Consider the following 21,532-nt stretch of genomic DNA (forward strand, 5'->3'; position numbering starts at 1 on the left):
ACCTCGGGTCCGCTATCGTGTTGACGTCGTTCGTCGTCGTCATGTCGTTCTGGATGATGGTCGTGGGAGGATAGACAGGCGATGGTCCGGGATTTCGTTCATCTGCGCATGCGTTCGCCCTACTCCATGCTGGAAGGCGCGCTGAAGATGAAGGAGACGGCGGACCGTCTCGTCAAGTACCGCCAGCCCGCCATCGCCCTGACGGACACGAACAATCTCTGCGGCGCGCTCGAATTTTCCGAGACGATGAGCGCCGCGGGGGTCCAACCGATCATCGGCGTCACACTCTGCCTCGATATCGAAGGCGAGCGCCAGCCGGGGCAATTGCGCAAGGATCCCGACGGATCCCTCGTCCTGCTCGCGCAAAACGAAACGGGCTACGAGAACCTGATGGCCTTGTCGTCCTCGGCTTTTCTGGACGTCGATGCGACCGATCTGCCCCACATCAAAGCCAGTACGCTCGAAGGCCGGACGGAAGGTGTCATCGCGCTGACCGGCGGTCTGGACGGCATATTGGACGCTCTGATCGGTGGTGGCCGCACCGCAGAAGGCGAACGCTGGCTCGAACGTCTGATCGAACTTTTCCCGGACCGGCTATATGTCGAGTTGCAGCGTCACGGCCTTCCGCAGCAATCCGTGACGGAACCGGTGCTGATCGACATGGCCTACCGCCACGGACTGCCACTGGTCGCAACGAACGAGCCCTACTTCCTCGGCCCGGAAATGTATGAGGCGCATGACGCGCTTCTCGCCATGAGCGAGGGCTCCTATGTCCTCGAACAGGACCGGCGGAAACTGACGCCCAGACACTATCTGAAATCGACCGAAGAGATGTTGCAGCTGTTCGAGGATCTGCCGGAAGCGCTCGCCAATACGCTGCACATTGCGCGCCGTTGCGCCTACAAGGCCTGCAAACGCAGTCCGATCCTGCCGCATTTCGGCGATGGCTCGCAGTCGGAGGCCGAAATTCTGGCCGATCAAGCCCGCGAAGGTCTCGAAGCAAGGTTGTCGAAAACCGAACTGGCCGAACCGCGCGAGGCCTATTTCGACCGACTCGACTACGAACTCGGCATCATTACCCAGATGGGTTTTCCCGGCTATTTCCTGATCGTTTCGGACTTCATCAAATGGGCCAAGGAACATGACATTCCGGTCGGTCCAGGACGGGGGTCCGGTGCGGGGTCCGTCGTCGCCTGGGCGCTCCTGATCACCGATCTGGATCCGTTGCGCTACGGCCTGCTCTTCGAGCGCTTTCTCAATCCCGAGCGGGTCTCCATGCCCGACTTCGATATCGACTTCTGCCAGGAACGGCGCGGCGAAGTCATCGACTATGTGCGCCGCAAATATGGCGACGGGCAGGTGGCGCAGATCATCACCTTCGGAACGCTGCAGGCCCGCGCCGTCGTGCGGGATGTGGGCCGCGTCATGCAGATGCCGCTGGGGCAGGTGGACCGGCTGGCGAAGCTGGTGCCCAACAATCCGGCCAATCCCGTGACGTTGCAGCAGGCCATCAATATCGAGTCCTCCCTGCAGGATGCCCGCCGGTCCGATCCGACCGTGCGCAACCTTCTCGATACGGCGCTCTCGCTGGAAGGTCTCTACCGCAATGCTTCCACCCACGCCGCCGGCGTGGTCATCGGCGACCGTCCGCTCACGGAGCTGGTCCCGCTTTACCGCGACCCGCGCTCCGACATTCCGGCGACGCAGTTCACGATGAAATGGGCGGAAAAAGCTGGCCTGGTGAAGTTCGACTTCTTGGGTCTGAAAACCCTGACGGTCATAGACCGCTGCCTGAAACTGATGCGCAAGGACGGCATCGACATCGATCTCGCCCAGATCGCCACGACGGAGCCCAAAGCCTACGAACCCTTGGCCAAGGGGCTGACGGCGGGCGTGTTCCAGCTTGAGAGTTCCGGCATGCGGGACGCGTTGCGCAAGCTCGAACCGGATTCGATCGAGGAACTGACGGCCATCATCTCGCTCTACCGGCCGGGACCCATGCGCAACATTCCGGATTTCATCGAGCGCAAATTCGGACGCCAGACCATTGAGTACCCGCATCCGGAACTGACGGATCTGCTCAAGGAAACCTACGGGATCATCATCTACCAGGAACAGGTGATGGAGATCGCGAAGATCCTGTCCGGTTTCTCGCTCGGCGATGCGGACCTGCTGCGTCGTGCCATGGGCAAGAAGGATCAGGCGGAAATGGACCGCCAGAAGGACAAATTCATCGACGGTGCCGTGTCGCGCGGAACCGACCGGGACCATGCGGCGCGCATCTTCGATCTCGTCAACGAATTTGCGGGCTACGGCTTCAACAAGTCCCACGCCGCGGCCTATGCGCTGATCTCCTTTCAGACCGCCTATCTGAAGGCCCTCTATCCGGCGCACTTCATGGCCGCCATCATGAGCCTCGACCTCAGCGTCGCCGAGAAGCTGGCTTTCTTCTTCCAGGAATCGAAGCGGATCGGCGTCGAAGTGCTGCCGCCCTGCGTCAACCGTTCCATGGCCGATTTCGATGTGGCCGATGGCAAGGTGCTCTATGCTCTCGGCGCGCTCAAGAATGTCGGTCTGGAAGCGATGAAGCACGTCGTGGAGGTTCGCGAGGGCGGCGGGCCGTTCACCGATATTTACGATTTCGCGCGCCGCGTGGATATGCGCATCATCAACAAGCGCGCTTTGGAGAATCTGGCGCGCGCCGGAGCGTTCGATTGCCTCGGCGTGTCCCGGCCGACCGCATTGGCCTCGGCGGAAATGCTTCAGAAGGTCGGCGCGCTAGCGGCCGAGGAGCGGGAATCGGCTCAGGTGAACCTGTTCGGCGGCATCGCGGAAGCCACGCCCGATCCGGACCTTCTCTCCCGTCCGTCCTGGTCCAACATCGAGACGCTGGAACACGAATTCGGTGCCGTCGGCTTCTATCTCGGCGGGCATCCGCTCGAAGATCATCTGCAGACCATGTCCGAAACCATAGTCATGAGCGACAAGCTGGAAGACCTCGTCGCCAGCGGCCAGAAGAATTTCCGCGTGGCCGGGATCGTCCGCCGCCGTCAGGAACGCAGTTCCAAACATGGCAAGCGCTTCGCCTATCTCGGCCTGTCCGACCCGACCGGCGAATTCGAACTCTTCGTGCGCGAAGACTTGCTGTTCGCCAAGCGCGAGGTGATGACGGTCGGAAACGCGGTCGTCTGTGAAGCGCGGGTGGAAGGTGAGGGGGGCGATACCCGGTTCTTCGCGCAATCGGTCCGTTTGCTGTCCGGCTCTTCCCGGTCGGTCGATGAGGTCGCGCCGCCCAAAGGTTTGCGGATCCGTCTCAGAAACGCGGAAGCCGAGACGCTGGACGAGCTCGAAGCCATGCTTTGCAAATTGCGGGACACGCCGCATCTGCAGTCGGGCTTGATCGAACTGGCCGCCCCGCTAAGCGATGCGCGCGAAGCCCGATGGCGGCTACAAGGCAATTGGGCGATCGACCCGGAAATACGCAAGGCCTTGAAGGCGAACCGCGCCGTCGAGACGATCGAGGAAATTGCCGCCTAAGTCCGGTTGCGCCTCTCACATCCTGAAATTCGGGCTTGCAGCGGCGCGACAAGCTGATATGGCGCGCCGCATCAATTCGCGTGCGGGTTTTGGCCCTGTGCATATAGCGCAGACGTCAGTTCCGGTGGAAGGTTTCTTCCTCAACCCCGCACTTAGGCTAACCGGAAGAAGGAGATATCCAATGGCTCTTCCAGAATTTTCCATGCGCCAGCTGCTCGAAGCCGGCGTCCACTTCGGCCACCAGACGCACCGCTGGAACCCGAAAATGGCCCCCTACATCTTCGGGGCACGGTCCAACATCCATATCCTCGACCTGTCGCAGACGGTTCCGCTCCTGCATCAGGCGCTCAAGGAAGTCCGCGATGTCGCGGCCAAGGGCGGCCGCGTTCTGTTCGTCGGAACCAAGCGTGCCGCATCGGAGCCGATCGCACAGGCGGCGCAGCGTTGCGCCCAATATTATGTCAACCACCGCTGGCTCGGCGGCATGCTGACCAACTGGCAGACCGTGTCCGGCTCCATTGCGCGCCTGAAGCAACTCGACGCCATGGACCCGAACGATGCCGGTCTGACCAAGAAGGAACTTCTGAACCTGGCGCGCGAGCGCGAACGGCTGGACCGGACGCTGGGCGGTATCAAGGACATGGGCGGGAAGCCGGACCTGATGTTCGTGATCGACACGAACAAGGAAAGCATCGCCATCAAGGAAGCGCGTCGTCTTGGCATTCCCGTCGTCGCCATTCTCGACACGAACTGCAACCCGTCCGAAGCCGACATTCCGATACCGGGCAATGACGATGCCGCCCGCGCCATCCAGCTCTATTGCGAACTGATGGCCGACGCCGTGCTCGACGGCATGACCGAAGCGGCCGCCGCCGTCGGCATGGATCTCGGCGCTGCCGAGAACCCCGAGGAAATGGCGCTCGAGCTCGCCGACACGGTTCCGGCCGAAGAAGAGGCCGTCGCGGCCGAGATCGCCGAAGCGGCGTCCGAACCGGTCGAAAGCCCTGCCACGGAAGCCCTTTCGACGGAACCGGCCACGTCCGAACAGATGGCCGACGTTGCGCTCAAGCTGGAAGACATCGCCCTGATCGACGGTATCGGCCCGGTTTACAAAGAAAAGCTGGAGGCCGCCGGCATCAACTCGCTGGAAGTCATGGCGAACTTGTCCGACGAAAAGGTCGCCGAGATCGATGAATCCCTGGGCTTGAACGGCAAACTGAAGGACGGCGATTTCCGCGACCAGGCCAAAGCGCTGCTGAACGGCGACGCGCCGCAGGCCGCTGCGGACAAGGAAGCGCTGAAGGCCGCCTCCTAGTCGTCCTGCGATCTTGCGGCCGGGGCGCATCCGCTCCGGCCGTCTTTAAATTGTAACGCGCCGCCCCTATCTGCAGCGCGAACCCCCGAACCCATTCAGCAATGGAGAAGACCCATGGCGATCACTGCCGCAATGGTCAAAGAACTGCGCGAAAAGACGAGCGCAGGCATGATGGACTGCAAGAAAGCCCTTAACGAAACGAATGGCGACATGGACGCCGCCGTCGATTGGCTGCGCAAGAAGGGCATCGCCAAGGCGGACAAGAAAGCGTCGCGCGTTGCAGCCGAAGGCTTGGTCGCGGCCGCGACGGACGGCAAAACGGGCGTCGTCGTCGAAGTCAATTCCGAGACGGATTTCGTCGCGCGCAACGAGCTGTTCCAGGAAACGGTCGGCAAGATCGCCAAGCGCGGTCTCACGGTCAGCGACTCGGCCGCCTTGGCGGATGCCGATCTCGAAGGCGGCAAATCCGTGACCGGCTACCTGACAGAGCTGGTCGGCAAGATCGGCGAGAACATGTCGTTCCGCCGCATGGAAAAGCTCGAAGTGCCGCAAGGCGTCGTCGCCTCCTACATCCATAATGCGGTCGCGCCCGACATGGGCAGGATCGGCGTCCTCGTCGCCCTCGAATCCGCTGGCGATACGGCCAAGCTTGAAGGCCTGGCCAAGAAGATCGCCATGCACGTCGCCGCGACCTCTCCGCTCGCCAACACGGTTGACGATCTGGATCCGGCGCTCGTGTCCAAGGAACGCGAAATGCTGAAGGCCGAAGCGCTGGAATCCGGCAAGCCGGAAAACATCGTCGACAAGATGGTCGATGGCCGCATGCAGAAATTCTTCAAGGAAAGCGTTTTGGCCACGCAGGTTTTCGTCATGGACGGCGAACGCACGGTCGAGAAAGTCCTCGAAGACGAAGGCAAGACGCTCGGATCCGACATCGTTCTGGCCGGTTTCGTCCGCATGGCCGTCGGCGAGGGGATCGAGAAGAAGGAAGAGAACTTCGCCGAAGAGGTCGCCGCCGCCGTCAACGGTTAGGCCTTCCGCCGAAAGCAAAAGCCCGCTCCGGACGTTCTGGAGCGGGTTTTTTCAATGCCGCAACGTTTGCCGCGATTGGCCTTGGCTATGCCGGACCACTGCGATAGAGCCGCTGAAACGGGTCGGTCGAGGAACGCATGTCGGAGTATGATTACAAACGCGTCCTTTTGAAGATTTCGGGTGAAGCCCTGATGGGCGATCTTCAATACGGCATCGACACTGATACGGTTAAGCGCATCGCAGGCGAGGTTGGGGCGGTCCACGAGAAAGGTCTCCAGATCGCGCTGGTCATCGGGGCTGGAAACATCTTCCGCGGCCTTTCGGCCCAAGCGAGCGGCATCGAACGCTCCACGGCCGATTACATGGGCATGTTGGCGACGGTCATGAACGCGCTGGCCATGCAGAGCGCACTGGAACAGCTGAGCGTCGACACGCGGGTTCAGTCGGCCATTCCGATGCAGACGGTCTGCGAAAGTTACATCCGCCGTCGTGCCGTTCGGCATATGGAAAAAGGCCGGGTCGTGATCTTCGCCGCCGGCACGGGCAATCCCTATTTCACGACCGACACGGCCGCAGCCCTGAGAGCGGCCGAAATGGATTGCGACGCCTTGCTGAAAGGCACGCAGGTGGACGGGGTCTACGACGCCGATCCGAAAGACGACCCAGATGCGACGCGCTACGACCAATTGAGCTATCACAAGGTCTTGTCGGACGATCTTAAAGTCATGGATGCCTCGGCCATCGCCTTGATGCGTGAGAACGACATCCCCATAATCGTGTTCTCGATCCACGAAACGGGCGGGCTTGATGCCGTCATGGCGGGACGGGGCACATCGACCTTGATAGGATCATAGTTCGGCCTTGATGCGGGCCAACGGACATCGGAGAACAGGCGGATGACGACATTCAAACTTTCTGACTACCGCAAGCGCATGGACGGCGCGCTTGATTCATTGCGCAAGGATTTCGCCGGGTTGCGCACGGGCCGTGCGAATGCGGCGTTGCTAGACGGTATCGTGGTGTCGGCTTACGGCTCGGAAATGCCGATCAACCAGGTTGGATCCGTGTCCGTGCCGGAAGCGCGTATGCTGACCGTTTCCGTCTGGGACAAGACCATGGTCGGGCCGGTCGAAAAGGCCCTGCGTCAGAGCAGTCTCGGGCTCAATCCCGTCGTCGATGGCCAGACGTTGCGCATCCCCATGCCGCCCTTGACGGAGGAACGCCGCCGCGATCTGACTAAGGTCGCCGGAACCTATTCGGAGAATGCCAAGATTGCCGTGCGCAACGTCCGGCGCGACGGCATGAACACCGTCAAGCGACTCGAAAAGGACGGCGAGATCAGCGAAAACGAGCTGAAAGCGCATGAAAAGGATATCCAGGCGGCGACCGACGATCTGGTCAAGAAGATCGATGATGCGCTGGCCCAGAAGTCCGAAGAGATCATGCAGGTCTGACGATCGCCGACGAACCTGCATATCAGGGCGCTATCCCCGACCATGTCGCCATCATCATGGACGGCAATGGCCGTTGGGCCAAGAAGCGCCACAGACCGCGCAGTTTCGGTCATCGGGCCGGGGTGGAGGCTGTGCGGCGCATCGTCGAGGATGCAGCCGATATCGGGATCGAATGCCTGACCCTCTACAGTTTCTCGACCGAAAACTGGACGCGACCACGCGCCGAGATCGCTGCGCTGATGACGCTCATGTCGGAATATATCGAGAACGATCTCGCCCGTCTCAAGCGTGAAGGCGTGAAGATACGCGTGCTGGGCGGACGAACGGGGTTGTCGCCAAACGTCTTGGCATTGATCGACAAGGCGGTTTCCGAAACATCGCAGAATGAGCGCTTCAAACTGAACATCGCGTTCAACTACGGCGGCCGTGACGAAATTCTGCGGGCGATGCGAAAAGCCAGTGCGTCGGACGTGGATCTTCAGTCCATGACCGAAAGCGATTTCTCGCGCTATCTCGATACGGCCGGCCTGCCCGATCCGGACCTCGTCATCAGGACAAGCGGCGAACGGCGCATCTCCAATTATCTCCTCTGGCAAGCCGCCTATGCGGAATATGTTTTCATGGATGTCCTGTGGCCAGATTTCGGCCGGGACGAGCTGATTGCGGCTCTGGATGAATACACGTCCCGGGACCGGCGTTTCGGCGCGGCGCAAGAAACCGAAGTCGCTTGATGTCCGCCAAAGCGAAAAGGCCGCGCTGGACGGGTCTGGGCGCGCGGTTGCTGACGGCCCTCATCGTTGCGTTGGTCTGCATCGTCCCTTTGTATCTGGGCGGGTTCGTCTGGACGATGTTGGTGGCGCTGTTCGCGTCGCGGATGATGTATGAATGGGTGCGGATGACCGACCCCGAAGCCTCATGGCCCGCGATCTTCATCGCTCTGTCGGGCCTCATCGTCGCGCTTCTCTACGCAATGCAGAGCCTGGAGCTCTGGCTGCTCGCAACAGTCGTCTTGTTCACCGGCCTCGCAGTCTGGGAGCGCATGCGACGCGACGATCCGTTCTGGACCGCCATGGGCTTGCCCTACGTCATCATTCCGGCGGCCGTCATCGTCTTGTTGCGCGGACCGGAAGCGGGCCTGGACACGCGCGGTTTTACTCAACTGGCCTTCATCATCCTGATCGTGATCGCAGCAGATGTCGGAGCCTATTTCGGCGGATCGACGCTAGGCGGTCCGAAGCTCGCGCCGTCCTTGTCGCCCAACAAGACCTGGTCCGGCGTATTGTCAGGCGCGGCCTTGGCCAGCTTCGTCGCCATCGTTGCGGGGCTATTCATCGGCTTGTCGCCTGTCCTGGCCATACTCCTGGCGCTGCCGATCGTCGTTTTGTCGATCCTCGGGGATCTTCTGGAAAGCAGCGTGAAGCGCAAGATAGGCGTCAAGGATACCGGAGCGTTGCTACCCGGTCACGGCGGCTTGCTCGACCGGTTGGATAGCCTCATGGCGGCTGTCGTAGGCGGCGCCGTGATCTTGATGGTCGTCGGAGAGGGCTGGCCCGTCGCATGACCAAATCCATCACAGTGCTCGGATCGACCGGATCCATCGGCGTCAATACGCTCGATCTGTTGTCGCGCGCCGATGACGGGGCGTTCTCCGTCGTCGGGCTCAGCGCCCATAGCAATGTCGATCTGCTGGCCGAACAGGCTGTGCGGTTTTCGGCCCAAGCGGTCGCTATCGCGGATCCGTCCTGCGAAGCACGGCTGGCGGAAAAGCTGTCCGGTCATGCCATCGACATCTATTCCGGGCCTGACGGCCTCGTCGAGCTCGCCCGCCTGTCCGCCGACATCACCATGGCGGCCATTGTCGGCTCCGCCGGTCTCGAACCGACCATGGCGGCGGTCGGGCAGGGGAACACTCTCGCCTTGGCCAACAAGGAATGCCTGGTTTGCGCGGGCGAGAGCTTCATGTCGGCGGTCGAACGCCACGGCACGACGCTTCTGCCCGTCGACTCCGAGCACAATGCGATCTTCCAGGTTCTGGACGACCGCCGTCCCGAGCGGGTCAGACGACTGATCCTCACGGCATCGGGCGGGCCGTTCCGCGAAACTCCGATGGAGAAGATGCAGACCGTCACGCGCAAGGACGCGCTCGATCACCCCGTGTGGAGCATGGGGGCGAAGATCAGCATCGACTCGGCGACGATGATGAACAAGGGCCTGGAACTGATCGAGGCCGCGTGGCTGTTCGACCGGCCGTCTTCGCAGATCGACGTGATCGTCCATCCGCAGTCGATCGTTCACTCCCTGGTCGAATATGTCGATGGCTCCGTGCTGGCGCAGATGGGCTCGCCCGACATGCGGACCCCGATCGCCTACGCTCTGGCTTGGCCGGACCGGATGGTCACGCCGGTGACATCGCTCGATCTCGCCGCCGTGGGCCAGCTGACCTTTTCCGAACCCGACCTGATACGTTTCCCCGCGCTGAGGCTCGCCCGCGAGGCGCTCGAAGCGGGCGGGCAGGCGGCCTGCATCCTGAACGCTGCCAATGAAATCGCCGTGGAGTCGTTCCTCCAGGGGCGGATCGCGTTCATGGACATTCCGCGGATCTGCGAAGAGGCGCTCGGCAAGCTCTCCGCCGACACCGGATTCGGTACGGCGCCGGCCGACATGCAGACCGTGATGCAGGCCGACCGATTGGCCCGCGAAACTGCAAATGAGCATATTGTAAACTTGTAAGCCCCGCCCAATCCGGGCATCCGCGATGGGGACCTGGAATCAGGCCGCATCGTGAAGGCACAGCCATTATCGACCTCTTTTACATTCTTCTGGCAGGAGTCGTTTTCCTGTTCCTCATCTCGTTGCTGATCTTCATCCACGAGCTCGGCCACTATAGCGTGGCCCGTTTTTTCAACATTCGCGTCGAGCGTTTTTCGATCGGTTTCGGCGCACCCGTCTGGAAGCGAAAGGCGCGGTCGGGAACGACTTGGGCCGTCTCGCGCTGGCCGCTGGGCGGTTACGTCAAGTTCGCGGGCGATGCCGGATCGGCGTCAAATCCCGATGCTGCGGCGCTCGACAGGATCCGCTCCGAAGAAGACGATGTCAGCGACATCTTCCATTTCAAACCGGTCTGGCAGCGCGCCCTAGTCGTCCTGGCCGGACCGGTGGCGAACTTCATCCTCGCCGCTGTCCTGTTCGCTGTCGCCGTCCTGTGGGTCGGTACGCGTCACCCCGAAGCTTTGGTCGGCGAGGTCGAGGCGACCAGCCCGGCCGCCTTGGCCGGAATCCAGCCCGGCGACCGCATTGTCGAAATGGACGGCCGCCCCATCGACGATTGGGTTTCGATGGCACAGCATATCCAATTGCGCGGGAACACGCCTATTAAGACGGTCGTTGAGCGCGATGCGGACCGTATCGCACTGACCGTTACGCCACGCATGATCGAGGACGAGGATTTCGTCGGGGGGCGCATGACCCGCGGCCAGTTCGGGATCCGGCTGTCCTCGGACGCGCAAATGGAAACGCGGCGCTACAATCCCGTGTCCGCGCTCGCTTTCGGATCGGATCAGGTGGTCAACACCCTCTCCGCCACGGGCCGGTATATCGGCCGCATCTTCTCGGGCCGCGAAGACGGCAAGCAACTCGGTTCGATCCTACGGATCGGTGCCATGACCGGCAAGGCCACGGTCGATGTCGCCAAAGCGGAAGTGCCGGCCGGCGAACGCGTGCGCAACCTGCTGCTCGTCATGCTCAATCTTGGAGCCGGAATTTCCGTCGCATTAGGTTTCGCTAATCTGCTGCCGATCCCCATGCTCGATGGTGGACATCTCGTCTTCTACGGTTATGAAGCGCTCGCGGGGAAACCCCTGAGCCAGAAAAAGCAGGAAATAGGGTTCAGGTTCGGAATGGCCATTCTTCTGGGGCTGTTCGTCGTCCTGACGATCAACGACATCGGCTATATCGGAAGCCTACTTTCATAATTGGACGACCACGAATGGGATCTTTCCACATAAGGATGGAGCGGCGTATCCGTTTTTCGCGCCTGTTATCGTGCTTGGCATGCGTGTTCGCACTCGCCATTGCACCTCTGTCCGCCCGCGCCCAGCAGACACCCATCCCGGATACGACGCCCGCCCCTGTACCACAGGCGCCGCAATATCAGCCGCCGACTCGGATCCAGAGCGTGCAGGTCATCGGCAACCAGCGGGTCGAAGCCAATACGGTCGCTTCCTATCTGTTGTTCGCGCCCGGCGATCCCTATTCCGAAGAGCGCATCGACCTCAGCCTGAAGACGCTCTACGCCACGGGCCTGTTCGCGGACGTGATCATCGATCCGCGCGACGGCAACGTCCTGATCCAGGTGATCGAGAACCCGATCATCAACCGGGTGATCTTCGAGGGCAACAAGTCGCTGAAAACCGACAAGATCAATGACGAGATCAGCGCGGAACCCCGGGCGCTATTCACGCGGGCCCAGGTGCAGGAAGACACGCAGCGGATCATCGAACTGTACCGACAATCCGGCCGGTTCGGCGCGACCGTCGAACCCAAGGTCGTGGAACAGCCGCAGAACCGGATCGACCTGATCTTCGAGATTTCCGAAGGCCCCGTGACCGGCATCAAGCGGATCAACTTCATCGGCAACACGGAATTCACCGACCGCGCGCTGCGCAAGGAGATCGCGACGACCGAATCGAAGTGGTGGAACTTCTTCAGCTCCAACGACAATTACGATCCCGGGCGACTGGAATTCGACCGCGAGCAGCTTCGGACCTTCTACACCAATCGCGGTTTTGCCGACTTCCGCGTCGTGTCCGCCGTGGCGGAACTCACACCCGACCAGGAGGATTTCTACGTCACCTTCACGGTCGACGAAGGCGGCGAATACCGCTGGGGCGACATATCGGTCGAAACCGAACTGGAAGCGCTCAACAAGGATTTCCTCGAACGGCTGATCAACATCGAAAGCGGCGAGGTCTATAATGCTTCGCAGATCGAAAATGCGATCGATAGCCTGAATTTCGCCGCCGGAACGTCCGGTTACGCTTTCGTGGACATCCAGCAGGACTTCCGCCTGAACCGCGAAGACAAGACGGTCGATCTCGTCTTCAACGTGGTCGAGGGGCCGCGCGTCTATATCGAACGCATCGACATCGTCGGCAACACGACGACGCTCGACTATGTCATCCGTCGCGAGATGGAACTGGTCGAAGGCGACGCCTTCAACCGCATCCTGCTCGACCGGTCGCGCAACCGCGTCCGGGCGCTGCGATTTTTCGAAGAGGTCGAGATCGAGGAAACGCAAGGCTCCGCACCCGACAAGGCCGTCGTGGAAGTCCGCGTCAGCGAACAACCGACGGGCGAGCTGTCCTTCTCGGCCGGTTTCTCGTCGGCCGACGCCTTTCTGGTCGATCTGTCGATCACGCAACGAAACCTTCGGGGTCGGGGCCAGCTCTTGCGGTTTGTCATCCGTGCATCGTCGAACCGCCGCGAAATCGATCTCCGTTTCACGGAACCGCGGTTTCTCGGACGCAATCTCGCAGGCAGCGCGGAGCTGTTCGATGTCGTGATCGATTTCCTCGACGAGGCGGGTTTCCGCTCCACGCGGACGGGGGGGCAGGTCGGACTCGCATTTCCGTTGACCCAGAACACCAGCCTGTCGACCCGATATTCGCTGCGGTCGGAATCGATTGAGTTTCCGCAGGAAAACCAGTGCGATACGCTGTTGCAGAACTCCGCCGACAATAGGCTTTCTCCTCAGGATACCCAGCTTCTGACCTTGTGCCAGCAGGTCGGCGGACGTCTGTCCTCGGTGGTCGGCTATACGTTCGGCTGGGACCGGCGGAACGATCCGATCACACCGACAGGCGGCTTCGACCTGCGGTTCAGCCAGGATGTGGCCGGTGTCGGCGGCGATGTGCGCTATCTGCGGACCGATGTGCGCGGCAACTATTACAAGGGTATCTTCCCAGGCGTCGTGGCGTCCGCGACCTTGTCCGGCGGGTATATTCGCGGCTGGGGCGGCGATCCCGTGCAGATCAACGACCGCTACTTCAAGGGCAATTTCGATTTCCGGGGCTTCGACAATGCCGGTATCGGGCCGCGCCTGATCAACTATGTCGCCGAGACTGGGTCGACGCTCATTCCCACGGCGGGCGGCAATGTCGATGGTCGCGGCCGCGCTCAGGGCGGCAACCTGTTCGGCCTGGCTGCAGCCGAGGTGAGTTTTCCTATTGGCTTGCCCCAGCTTCTCGGGTCAGTCTTCGTCGAGGCCGGCACGGTCGGCTTGCTGGATGAGGATTTCCAGTCCAACATCATCATCGATGCTGCTGCATCCGGTCTCCAGGTCGGGGCAAGTTGCAACGGTGTCACCGCGCAAGGCGTCATCTGTCAGCGGACGATCGATACGCTTGATCCGCGTGTCACCGCCGGGGCCAGCGTCTTCTGGGAGAGTCCATTCGGTCCGATCCGCTTCGATTTCACCCAACCGCTCGTCAAGCAACCGTTCGACGACCGGCAGTCGTTCCAGTTCACTACCCGTACGAGGTTCTAATCATGTCCATCCGCTCCCACTTCACCACACCCGCCGCCAAAGCCCTGGCCGGAACGGCTTTCGCCCTTCTGGCGTCCGCGTCGGCGTTCGCCCAGAGTACGGTTCTGGTCGTCGACACGGCCAAGGTCTACAATGACAGCACCGTCGGCAAACATATCGAACGCCAGATCTCGACGATGGCCAACACGACCAAAACGCAACTCGAAGCCAAGCAGAGCCCGCTTCAGACGCGCGGCAAGAGCCTGATGACCCAGATGGACGGCAAGACACGCGAACAGATCGCAGCCAACACGACGCTCGTGTCCCAGATCCAGAAGCAGCAGAAGGACGAGATGCAGCTGCAACAGGATGCCGCCATCGCCCAGCGTGAAATTCAGATGGCCAAGCTCAAGGCCGTTCAACTGGTCGATGCGAAAGTCTCCTCCATCATCAAGACGCTCGTCAGTGAACGCAAGGCCGACATCGTCATCGACCGTGCCAACGTCATCTACGGCGCACCGGCGGACATCACGCCGGATGTCCTGTCTCGCCTGAATGCGCAGATGACGACCGTTCCCGTCACGCGCGAGAAGCTCCCCGCGCCGACCCGGTGATTGCACGGCGCAGCCGCGTCACCTGCTGACATGCGACGTGTCTTGAGACGGGGCCTGACGGCCCCTAATCGCTCCTCATGATCGATCCGCGCTTCTATCGTCTGCGCTCGCAAACCATGACGGTCTCGGAGCTATGCGCTCGCCTGGATTTGGCGGCGCCTGACGGATCGTTCGGCGAAACACCGGTCTTGCAGCCCGCCGCGCTGGCAGGCTCCGTTTCCGGCGACCTCGCCTTTCTCGAAAGCAAGCGCCATCTCGCTTCGCTCGAAGGAGCCGGAGCTTCGGCCTGTTTCGTCAAACCCGCGCTCGCCGACACCGTGGCGCAGAAGAACATCGTTCCCATCCAGACGGAGGTGCCCAAATATCACCTCGCGAGGGCGACGATGCTGCTCGTCTCGGACAACACGATAGAGTCCGACATCTCCGCCAAGGCGGACATCCACCCGACCGTTCACATCGGGCCCGGCGTGGTGATCGGTGACGATGTCAGAATTGGCCCGCATTCCGTTGTGACGAACGCCGTGATCGGCCGGGGCGTGACGATCGGTGCGTGCACGGTCATCGGCGGCGAGGGCTTCGGTGTCGTCGTCGGCCCGGACGGCGACATGTTGCCCGTCCCGCACGTTGGTCGCGTCATGATCGGGGAGAATGTCCGCATCGGATCGAATGTCTGCGTCGATCGGGGTCAGTTGGGGGATACGCGCATCTCCGATGGCTGCCAGATCGACAATCTGGTGCAGATCGCGCATAATTGCGTTCTGGAACAGGGCTGCATCCTGGCGGGCCGGGTTGGTCTGTCCGGCTCCTGCCATATCGGAACAGGCGTCATGATGGGGGGGAGCGCAGGTCTGGCCGATCACATCACTGTCGGCGACGGTGCCCGCCTGGCGGCCTTCGCCGGTGTGATGCACGACGTTCCGGCCGGGGAGACCTGGTCGGGCATTCCGGCCATGCCGATCCGCGATCACATGAAGATCGTCGCCCAGTCCAAGCGGTCGATCCGCAAATGAGCCTGCAATATCCGCTCGAGCGCGATGTCGTGGCTGGGCTGCTGCCGCATAACCCACCGGCCTTGCTCGTGGACCGGGTGCTCTCTTTCGACGGCCGGTCGACCCACGCGCAAGTCCATGTCGCCGAGGACTGGGATGTCTTTCGCGGCCATTTCCCCAACCGTCCCATCTTGCCGGGTGTATTGATGATCGAAATGGTCGCGCAAACCGGGGCGTTGATCGGCGTGCTGGGAAACATGGTGGCCGACGACGCGTTCCTCGCCTTCACGGGCATCGACAAGGCGCGTTTCCGCCGCCCGGTCGTGCCGGGAGAGACTTTGGATCTTCATGCGGAATTGATCGACGTGCGGCGGTACATCTATCGCTTCAGGGGGCAGGCGGTCTGCAACGGGGTCAAGGCCCTGACGGTCGAGTTCCTGGCCAGCCCCCTATCCTTCGACGGGTAAGGCATGACGGCAACGATACATCCGACGGCCATCGTCGATCCGGCTTGCCGTCTGGGCGACGAGGTCGAGATCGGGCCCTATTGCATCGTGGACGAACATGTCACCCTGGGTGACCGGACGCGTCTGGTCAGCCATGTAACGGTATCGGGGCGGACGGAGATCGGCGCCGATTGCCTGCTCTACCCGCAAGTCTCGATGGGATATCCGCCACAGGATTTCAAACATCGCGGCGAAGGTGATATCGGCATCAGGATCGGGGACCGCTGCACGTTCCGCGAGATGGTCAATGTCCATCCCGGCACGGATGTCGGCAAACCCAGGACGGTGATCGGCGACGACTGCTATTTCATGGTGGGATCGCACTTGGCGCATGAATGCCAGGTCGGCGACAACGTCACCCTGTCCAACTATGTCCAAGTCGGCGGAAACGTGTCGATCGGCGACTACACGACCCTTGGCGGATTGGCGGCGATCCATCAGCATACCCGGATCGGAAACTACGCCTTCGTCGCCGGCATGGCGCTGGTGACGAACGATGTCATTCCCTACGGTCTCGTCATGGGCAATTCGGCGCATCTGAATGGATTGAATGTCGTCGGGCTGAGACGCCGCGGCTTCGGCAAGGCGCAGATCCACAAGCTCAGAGCCGCCTATCGCCAGCTTTTCGCCTATGAGGGCACTTTGGCCGAACGGGTCGAGGACGCGACGCGGCTTTATTCGGATGAGCCGCTCGTGATGGAAATCATCGAATTCATCATGACGCAGAGCAACGGGCGCAATCTGACCTTGCCGGACATGCGTCGTTAAAGGGTGAAGCAGTCAATGCATATCGGACTCGTGGCCGGCGGCGGAAAGCTGCCGGCCTACGTGGCATCGGCCATCCGGGAGGATGGCCATGATCTGACCGTGATGGAGATCGATCCGGATTGCCCGCCAGGGCAGTTCGGGACGTCCTTGCGCTATCCCATGTCCAAGTTCGGCAAGATGCTGAAGTCCTTCGACAAGGCGGGCGTGACGCATGTCTGCCTGGCCGGAACGGTCGGTCGTCCAGACTTTTCGACCTTCAAACCGGATCTAGGGGCCATGCGCTACCTGCCGGGCACGCTGATGGCGGCGAAGGAAGGCGACGATGCCTTGTTGCGCCATGTCATGGCGATCTTCGAATCGCGCGGGTTCGCAATCGTGTCCGCGCAATCCCTGTGTTCGAGCTTGCTGCTGGATGCGGGCGCGCTCGGTCTGCATGGCCTGCCGGACGCTCACCGGGAAGATGCGCAACGGGCCATGGAAGTGGCCCGCATCATCGGCGACCGGGATATCGGCCAGGGTGCCGTGGTCGCCAAGGGTATCGTTCTGGCGGTCGAAGCGCAGGAGGGCACGGATGCGATGCTCGAACGCGTGTCGGACCTTCCAAAAGCGCTGACAGGGCAAAGAGACCGACGGGCGGGCGTGTTGGCAAAGCGCTTGAAGCCGGGACAGGACGACCGCGTCGACCTGCCGACCATCGGCCCCGAAACGGTGCGCCTGGCCGCGGCCGCCGGGCTGGCGGGAATCATCGCCGACGCAGGCGACGCCTTCGTGATCGACCGGTCCGAAACGGTACGCCTGGCGGATGAGGCCGGCTTGTTCATCGTCGGGTTGCCGAAGAAACCCGCCCCCGATGTCCCGAACTGACGTTTTCATCGTTGCCGCCGAGCCGTCCGGTGACCGGCTCGGGGCCGCTCTCGCGCAATCCCTGATCAAGTTTCGCCCGGAGATCCGTCTGGCCGGTATCGGAGGGCCGGACATGGAACGGGCGGGTCTGCCGTCACGCATGGACATTGACGGGTTGGCGATCCTCGGCTTCGTCGAGGGGCTGAAAGCCTATGGCCATGTGCTCAGGAAAGTCCGCCAAGCCACTGAATCCATAATGAATTCGAATCCGGAAGCGGTCGTGCTGATCGATAGCTGGGGGTTCATGATGCGCGTGGCCAAACGTTTGCGCCGACAGGGCTACGCAGGTCGGATCGTCAAATATGTCGCGCCGCAGGTCTGGGCGACCCGGCCCGGGCGGGCAAGGATACTGGCCAGTCATGTGGACCATCTTCTGTCCACTCAGACGATGGACACCCCGCATTTCGAGCCCCTCGATTTGCCGCTGACTTTCGTCGGCAACCCCGTTCTGGACACGGATTACGGCGCTGGCGATGCGGAGGCTTTCCGGTCGCGCCATGAGCTGTCGGCGGCACGGCCGATCGTCGGTCTTTTTCCGGGCAGCCGTCCCGCCGAAGTGGACCGTGTCGGGCCTGCCATCCTGGGCGCGCTCCGGACGGCGCGCGCGGCGATACCTGCGCTGCAGCCCGTCTGCATCGTCGCCGAAGTCGTCACTACGCAGGTGAGGGCGCTTTTCGCTGGCGAAGCCGTGACCCTGATCGACCAGACGGAGTTCATCGACGCCCTGTCCGCGATGGATGCGGCTTTGGCCTGTTCGGGGACGGTAACGACGCAGCTGGCCGCCGCGGGCGTTCCGACGGTCGTGCTCTACAGGCTTTCACCTCTGACGTTTGCGATCGCCAGTCGCATGTTTCGCCCGCGCTTCATTTCGCTCGTCAACATTTCGGCCGACAGCGCAGGCGCGGGATCCGAGGCTCCGCTGTTGCAGGAATTCATGCAGGACGACATCGACTCGGACGCGCCGGCTGATGCGCTGATTGAATTGCTCGAAAACGCTGACTTATCAAAGCGCTTGAGTGACCGGCTGATGCAGGAAACCCGGCGCATGAGCGCCGGGCCGGAACACGCTTCAGACAAGGCCGCGAAGGCCGTCCTGTCCTTGATCGGTCAGCGCTTGCCCATCGGGACGTAGTCGCGCTCGGTCGGGCCGGTATAGAGCTGACGCGGGCGCCCGATGCGCTGGCTGGGATCTTCCAGCATCTCGTTCCACTGACTGATCCAGCCCGTCGTGCGCGCCAGGGCGAACAGCACCGTGAACATGTCGGTCGGAAAGCCCAGCGCGGACAGGACGATGCCGGAATAGAAATCGACATTCGGGTAGAGGCCGCGCTTGACGAAATAGTCCTCGTTGGTCGCGATCTTTTCCAGCTCCAGCGCGACTTCCAGAACGGGGTTTGTGATGCCGAGCTCGCCCAGCACTTCATGCGTGGTCTTGCGCATGACGTTGGCGCGCGGGTCGGTCGCCTTGTAGACGCGGTGGCCGAAGCCCATCAGACGGAACGGGTCTTCCTTGTTCTTGGCCCGGTCGACATATTCCGGGATGCGGTTGACCGTCCCGATCTCGCGCAGCATGTTCAGCGCCGCTTCGTTCGCGCCGCCGTGGCTCGGCCCCCACAGACAGGCCGTGCCCGCCGCGATGCAGGCGTAAGGGTTGGCGCCCGACGATCCGGCCAGCCGCACGGTCGATGTCGAGGCATTCTGTTCATGGTCGGCATGGAGGATGAAGATTTTGTCCATCGCCGCTTCGATGACCGGGTTCAACTCATAGGGCTCGGCCGGCACGGAGAAGCACATGCGAAGGAAGTCGCCCGCATAGGACAGGCTGTTGTCGGGATAGACGTGCGGCTGGCCGATCCGGTATTTGTAGCACCGCGCCGCCAGCGTCGGGATCTTGGCGATGATGCGGTGGATCGCAAGATTGCGGGCCTCGTCCTCGGTCGTGTGCTGATCGTCGTGATAGAATCCGGACAGGGCGCCGACTGTCCCTGTCAGCATCGCCATCGGATGGCTGTCGCGACGGAATCCGTGGAAGAAGCTTTCGATCTGGTCGTGCAGCATCGTGTGACGCGTGATCGTGTCTGTGAAATTCTTGTACTGCTTGTTGTCGGGCAGGTCGCCGTTCACGAGGAGATAGGCGACTTCCAGGAAAGTGGATTGCTCGGCAAGCTGTTCGATCGGATAGCCGCGATAGAGAAGCTGGCCTTTCTCGCCATCGATGAAGGTGATCTGGGATTCGGTCGAGCAAGTGGAGGTGTAGCCGGGGTCGAAGGTGAAGTGACCCGTTTTCTTGGACAGGGCCCGGACGTCGATGGCGGGCTGGCCCATGGAGCCGCTGAGGATGGGGAAGTCGGCCGTCTCGCCGCCTTCGATCTTGATGGTGGAGGATCCGGTTTGTTTGACTTTGTTTTCCATGACTCTCTTCGTTTTCAGCCCCTTGGGGGTCGTTTCTGCCCTTGACGGGTTCTGGTTCTAGCCCATTGCGGGCCTGGCATCTTCGATACGTCCGAGCGTTTCGTCCCGGCCCAGCAGGGCCATGACGTCATGCAGGTCGGGGGACGGGGCTCCCGCTGTCAGCGCTGCCCGGACGGGCGCACCGATCTTGCCGAAACCGATCTCATGATCCGCGACGAAGCCGGTCAGCACCGATTGGAGCCTGTCCGCCGTCCACGATGCGTCTTCTAAGGATTCCAGCCGCGTTGTCAAAGCGCGGACCAGATCGGCCGTGCCTTCGCGCCGCAGCGGTTTGGCCGCTTTACCCGTGATCTGCAGGGGTCTGGCGTCGAACAGGTAGGCCGCGTTATCAGCGAGTTCGACCAAAGTCTTGGAGCGCGGCTTCAATGTCGGCAAGGCCGACCGGATGCGCGCCGTGACGTCTGCGGATAGATCCGATCCCGATTTCCGTTCGAGGAACGGCCTGGCTGCCTGCATCAGGACCGCATCGTCGGCTGCCGCGATATGCTGCGCGTTGACATGGTCCATCTTGTCGAAATCGAGCCGGGCCGGAGCCGCATTGATGCCGTCCAGGTTGAAAGCCTCCGCAATCTCGCGGTCGTCCAGATAGATTTCGCGGTCGCCGTCCGACCAGCCGAGCTTGACCAGATAGTTCCGCAATCCCGAGGCCAGATACCCCATCTCCCGATAGGCTTCGACGCCGAGCGCGCCGTGACGCTTGGACAGTTTCTTCCCGTCCGGACCATGGATCAGCGGCACATGCGCCCAATCCGGCACGTCCCAGCCGAGCGCGTCATAGAGTTGCTGCTGACGCCCGGCATTGATCAGGTGGTCGTCGCCGCGGATGACGTGGCTGATCTGCATGTCGTGATCGTCGACCACGACGGCCAGCATGTAGGTCGGCGTGCCGTCCGCGCGCAGCAGGACCAGATCGTCGAACTGGTCGTTGTCCCACGCGACGTCGCCTTGGACATGGTCGCGGATCTCGGTCCGCCCGCTTGGCACCCGGAAACGCACGGCGAAGTCGCCCGACCCGGTCTCGCCGTCGCGGTAAGGCGAGCGGAACGCCGTTCCAGCCGCTTTGGCTCTGTCCCTTTCGGCGTCCAGGTCTTCCGCGCTCAGATAGCACCGGTAGGCCGCACCGGACGCCAGCAACGCTTCTGCGGCCGCGACATGCGCGCGCGCGTTCCGGCTTTGATGGACGATGTCGCCCGTATGGCGGATCCCCAGCCAGTCCAAGCCGTCGATGATGGCTTGCGTCGCGTCGGGCGTCGACCGCTGCTTGTCCGTATCTTCGATGCGCAACCACATCTCCCCGCCCATCCGGTCTGCGAAATAGCGGTTGAACAGGGCGGTACGGGCCCCGCCAATATGCAGGAAACCCGTCGGAGACGGGGCGAAACGGGTGCGGACGGAACGGCTCATCGTGAATGATCTTCG

Annotated in this window: 18 protein-coding genes; 16 read left to right on the forward strand and 2 right to left on the reverse strand. The window is 62.0% G+C overall.

Annotation, left to right across the window (positions count from 1 at the left end):
- Nucleotides 1-81: 81 nt before the first annotated feature.
- From dnaE to Q0718_RS01375, 16 genes are all read left to right on the forward strand, one after another.
- Nucleotides 82-3,537, forward strand: coding sequence for a DNA polymerase III subunit alpha (dnaE, locus tag Q0718_RS01300; protein WP_298912302.1), 3,456 nt, complete (start codon nucleotides 82-84; stop codon nucleotides 3,535-3,537).
- Nucleotides 3,538-3,718: 181 nt separating this feature from the next.
- Nucleotides 3,719-4,852, forward strand: a complete 1,134-nt coding sequence (rpsB, locus tag Q0718_RS13650) for a 30S ribosomal protein S2 (protein WP_366523774.1) — start codon at nucleotides 3,719-3,721, stop codon at nucleotides 4,850-4,852.
- Between the two features lie 114 nt (nucleotides 4,853-4,966).
- On the forward strand, nucleotides 4,967-5,884 hold the full coding sequence (gene tsf, locus Q0718_RS01310) for a translation elongation factor Ts (protein ID WP_298912305.1): 918 nt from the start codon (nucleotides 4,967-4,969) through the stop codon (nucleotides 5,882-5,884).
- Between the two features lie 137 nt (nucleotides 5,885-6,021).
- Nucleotides 6,022-6,738: a UMP kinase gene (gene pyrH, locus Q0718_RS01315; RefSeq protein WP_298912308.1), complete on the forward strand. Its 717-nt coding sequence runs from the start codon at nucleotides 6,022-6,024 to the stop codon at nucleotides 6,736-6,738.
- A 42-nt stretch (nucleotides 6,739-6,780) separates the two neighbouring features.
- Nucleotides 6,781-7,338 (forward strand): ribosome recycling factor, encoded by a 558-nt coding sequence (gene frr / locus Q0718_RS01320; protein WP_298912311.1) that lies wholly within the window; start codon nucleotides 6,781-6,783, stop codon nucleotides 7,336-7,338.
- Between the two features lie 2 nt (nucleotides 7,339-7,340).
- Entirely contained in the window at nucleotides 7,341-8,069 is a 729-nt protein-coding gene (locus Q0718_RS01325; RefSeq protein WP_298912955.1) for an isoprenyl transferase, read from the forward strand.
- Entirely contained in the window at nucleotides 8,069-8,899 is an 831-nt protein-coding gene (locus Q0718_RS01330) for a phosphatidate cytidylyltransferase (protein WP_298912316.1), read from the forward strand. Before Q0718_RS01325 ends, Q0718_RS01330 begins: the two co-directional genes overlap by 1 nt.
- The gene (locus Q0718_RS01335) at nucleotides 8,896-10,068 is read left to right on the forward strand and encodes a 1-deoxy-D-xylulose-5-phosphate reductoisomerase (RefSeq protein ID WP_298912319.1); all 1,173 of its coding nucleotides are present in this window, start codon (nucleotides 8,896-8,898) and stop codon (nucleotides 10,066-10,068) included. Before Q0718_RS01330 ends, Q0718_RS01335 begins: the two co-directional genes overlap by 4 nt.
- Nucleotides 10,069-10,184: 116 nt before the next feature.
- Nucleotides 10,185-11,309, forward strand: a complete 1,125-nt coding sequence (locus tag Q0718_RS01340) for a M50 family metallopeptidase (RefSeq protein WP_298912957.1) — start codon at nucleotides 10,185-10,187, stop codon at nucleotides 11,307-11,309.
- A gap of 83 nt (nucleotides 11,310-11,392) precedes the next feature.
- Nucleotides 11,393-13,882, forward strand: coding sequence for an outer membrane protein assembly factor BamA (gene bamA, locus Q0718_RS01345; RefSeq protein ID WP_298912322.1), 2,490 nt, complete (start codon nucleotides 11,393-11,395; stop codon nucleotides 13,880-13,882).
- 2 nt (nucleotides 13,883-13,884) lie between these two features.
- The gene (locus Q0718_RS01350) at nucleotides 13,885-14,475 is read left to right on the forward strand and encodes an OmpH family outer membrane protein (protein WP_298912325.1); all 591 of its coding nucleotides are present in this window, start codon (nucleotides 13,885-13,887) and stop codon (nucleotides 14,473-14,475) included.
- A gap of 77 nt (nucleotides 14,476-14,552) precedes the next feature.
- Nucleotides 14,553-15,485 (forward strand): UDP-3-O-(3-hydroxymyristoyl)glucosamine N-acyltransferase, encoded by a 933-nt coding sequence (locus tag Q0718_RS01355; RefSeq protein WP_298912329.1) that lies wholly within the window; start codon nucleotides 14,553-14,555, stop codon nucleotides 15,483-15,485.
- Nucleotides 15,482-15,931: a 3-hydroxyacyl-ACP dehydratase FabZ gene (gene fabZ / locus Q0718_RS01360; RefSeq protein WP_298912335.1), complete on the forward strand. Its 450-nt coding sequence runs from the start codon at nucleotides 15,482-15,484 to the stop codon at nucleotides 15,929-15,931. Before Q0718_RS01355 ends, fabZ begins: the two co-directional genes overlap by 4 nt.
- A 3-nt stretch (nucleotides 15,932-15,934) precedes the next feature.
- Nucleotides 15,935-16,738 (forward strand): acyl-ACP--UDP-N-acetylglucosamine O-acyltransferase, encoded by an 804-nt coding sequence (gene lpxA, locus Q0718_RS01365; RefSeq protein WP_298912338.1) that lies wholly within the window; start codon nucleotides 15,935-15,937, stop codon nucleotides 16,736-16,738.
- 15 nt (nucleotides 16,739-16,753) lie between these two features.
- On the forward strand, nucleotides 16,754-17,602 hold the full coding sequence (lpxI, locus tag Q0718_RS01370) for a UDP-2,3-diacylglucosamine diphosphatase LpxI (protein WP_298912341.1): 849 nt from the start codon (nucleotides 16,754-16,756) through the stop codon (nucleotides 17,600-17,602).
- Nucleotides 17,589-18,773, forward strand: coding sequence for a lipid-A-disaccharide synthase (locus Q0718_RS01375; RefSeq protein WP_298912343.1), 1,185 nt, complete (start codon nucleotides 17,589-17,591; stop codon nucleotides 18,771-18,773). Before lpxI ends, Q0718_RS01375 begins: the two co-directional genes overlap by 14 nt.
- Here the strand turns inward: Q0718_RS01375 and Q0718_RS01380 are convergent.
- Entirely contained in the window at nucleotides 18,749-20,053 is a 1,305-nt protein-coding gene (locus Q0718_RS01380) for a citrate synthase (RefSeq protein WP_298912345.1), read from the reverse strand. The two genes, Q0718_RS01375 and Q0718_RS01380, sit on opposite strands and share 25 nt — an antisense overlap.
- A gap of 57 nt (nucleotides 20,054-20,110) precedes the next feature.
- Entirely contained in the window at nucleotides 20,111-21,517 is a 1,407-nt protein-coding gene (gltX, locus tag Q0718_RS01385; RefSeq protein ID WP_298912347.1) for a glutamate--tRNA ligase, read from the reverse strand.
- Between the last annotated feature and the right edge of the window lie 15 nt (nucleotides 21,518-21,532).

Source organism: uncultured Algimonas sp. (genome assembly GCF_947498175.1).
Classification (GTDB): domain Bacteria; phylum Pseudomonadota; class Alphaproteobacteria; order Caulobacterales; family Maricaulaceae; genus Litorimonas.

Coding starts and splice junctions, on each gene's coding strand:
- frr (WP_298912311.1), top strand. CDS start 6,781: ATGACGACATTCAAACTTTCTGACTACCGCAAGCGCATGGACGGCGCG.
- dnaE (WP_298912302.1), top strand. CDS start 82: ATGGTCCGGGATTTCGTTCATCTGCGCATGCGTTCGCCCTACTCCATG.
- gltX (WP_298912347.1), bottom strand. CDS start 21,517: ATGAGCCGTTCCGTCCGCACCCGTTTCGCCCCGTCTCCGACGGGTTTC.
- rpsB (WP_366523774.1), top strand. CDS start 3,719: ATGGCTCTTCCAGAATTTTCCATGCGCCAGCTGCTCGAAGCCGGCGTC.
- tsf (WP_298912305.1), top strand. CDS start 4,967: ATGGCGATCACTGCCGCAATGGTCAAAGAACTGCGCGAAAAGACGAGC.
- fabZ (WP_298912335.1), top strand. CDS start 15,482: ATGAGCCTGCAATATCCGCTCGAGCGCGATGTCGTGGCTGGGCTGCTG.
- lpxA (WP_298912338.1), top strand. CDS start 15,935: ATGACGGCAACGATACATCCGACGGCCATCGTCGATCCGGCTTGCCGT.
- lpxI (WP_298912341.1), top strand. CDS start 16,754: ATGCATATCGGACTCGTGGCCGGCGGCGGAAAGCTGCCGGCCTACGTG.
- Q0718_RS01350 (WP_298912325.1), top strand. CDS start 13,885: ATGTCCATCCGCTCCCACTTCACCACACCCGCCGCCAAAGCCCTGGCC.
- pyrH (WP_298912308.1), top strand. CDS start 6,022: ATGTCGGAGTATGATTACAAACGCGTCCTTTTGAAGATTTCGGGTGAA.
- Q0718_RS01380 (WP_298912345.1), bottom strand. CDS start 20,053: ATGGAAAACAAAGTCAAACAAACCGGATCCTCCACCATCAAGATCGAA.
- Q0718_RS01335 (WP_298912319.1), top strand. CDS start 8,896: ATGACCAAATCCATCACAGTGCTCGGATCGACCGGATCCATCGGCGTC.
- Q0718_RS01330 (WP_298912316.1), top strand. CDS start 8,069: ATGTCCGCCAAAGCGAAAAGGCCGCGCTGGACGGGTCTGGGCGCGCGG.
- Q0718_RS01355 (WP_298912329.1), top strand. CDS start 14,553: ATGATCGATCCGCGCTTCTATCGTCTGCGCTCGCAAACCATGACGGTC.
- Q0718_RS01375 (WP_298912343.1), top strand. CDS start 17,589: ATGTCCCGAACTGACGTTTTCATCGTTGCCGCCGAGCCGTCCGGTGAC.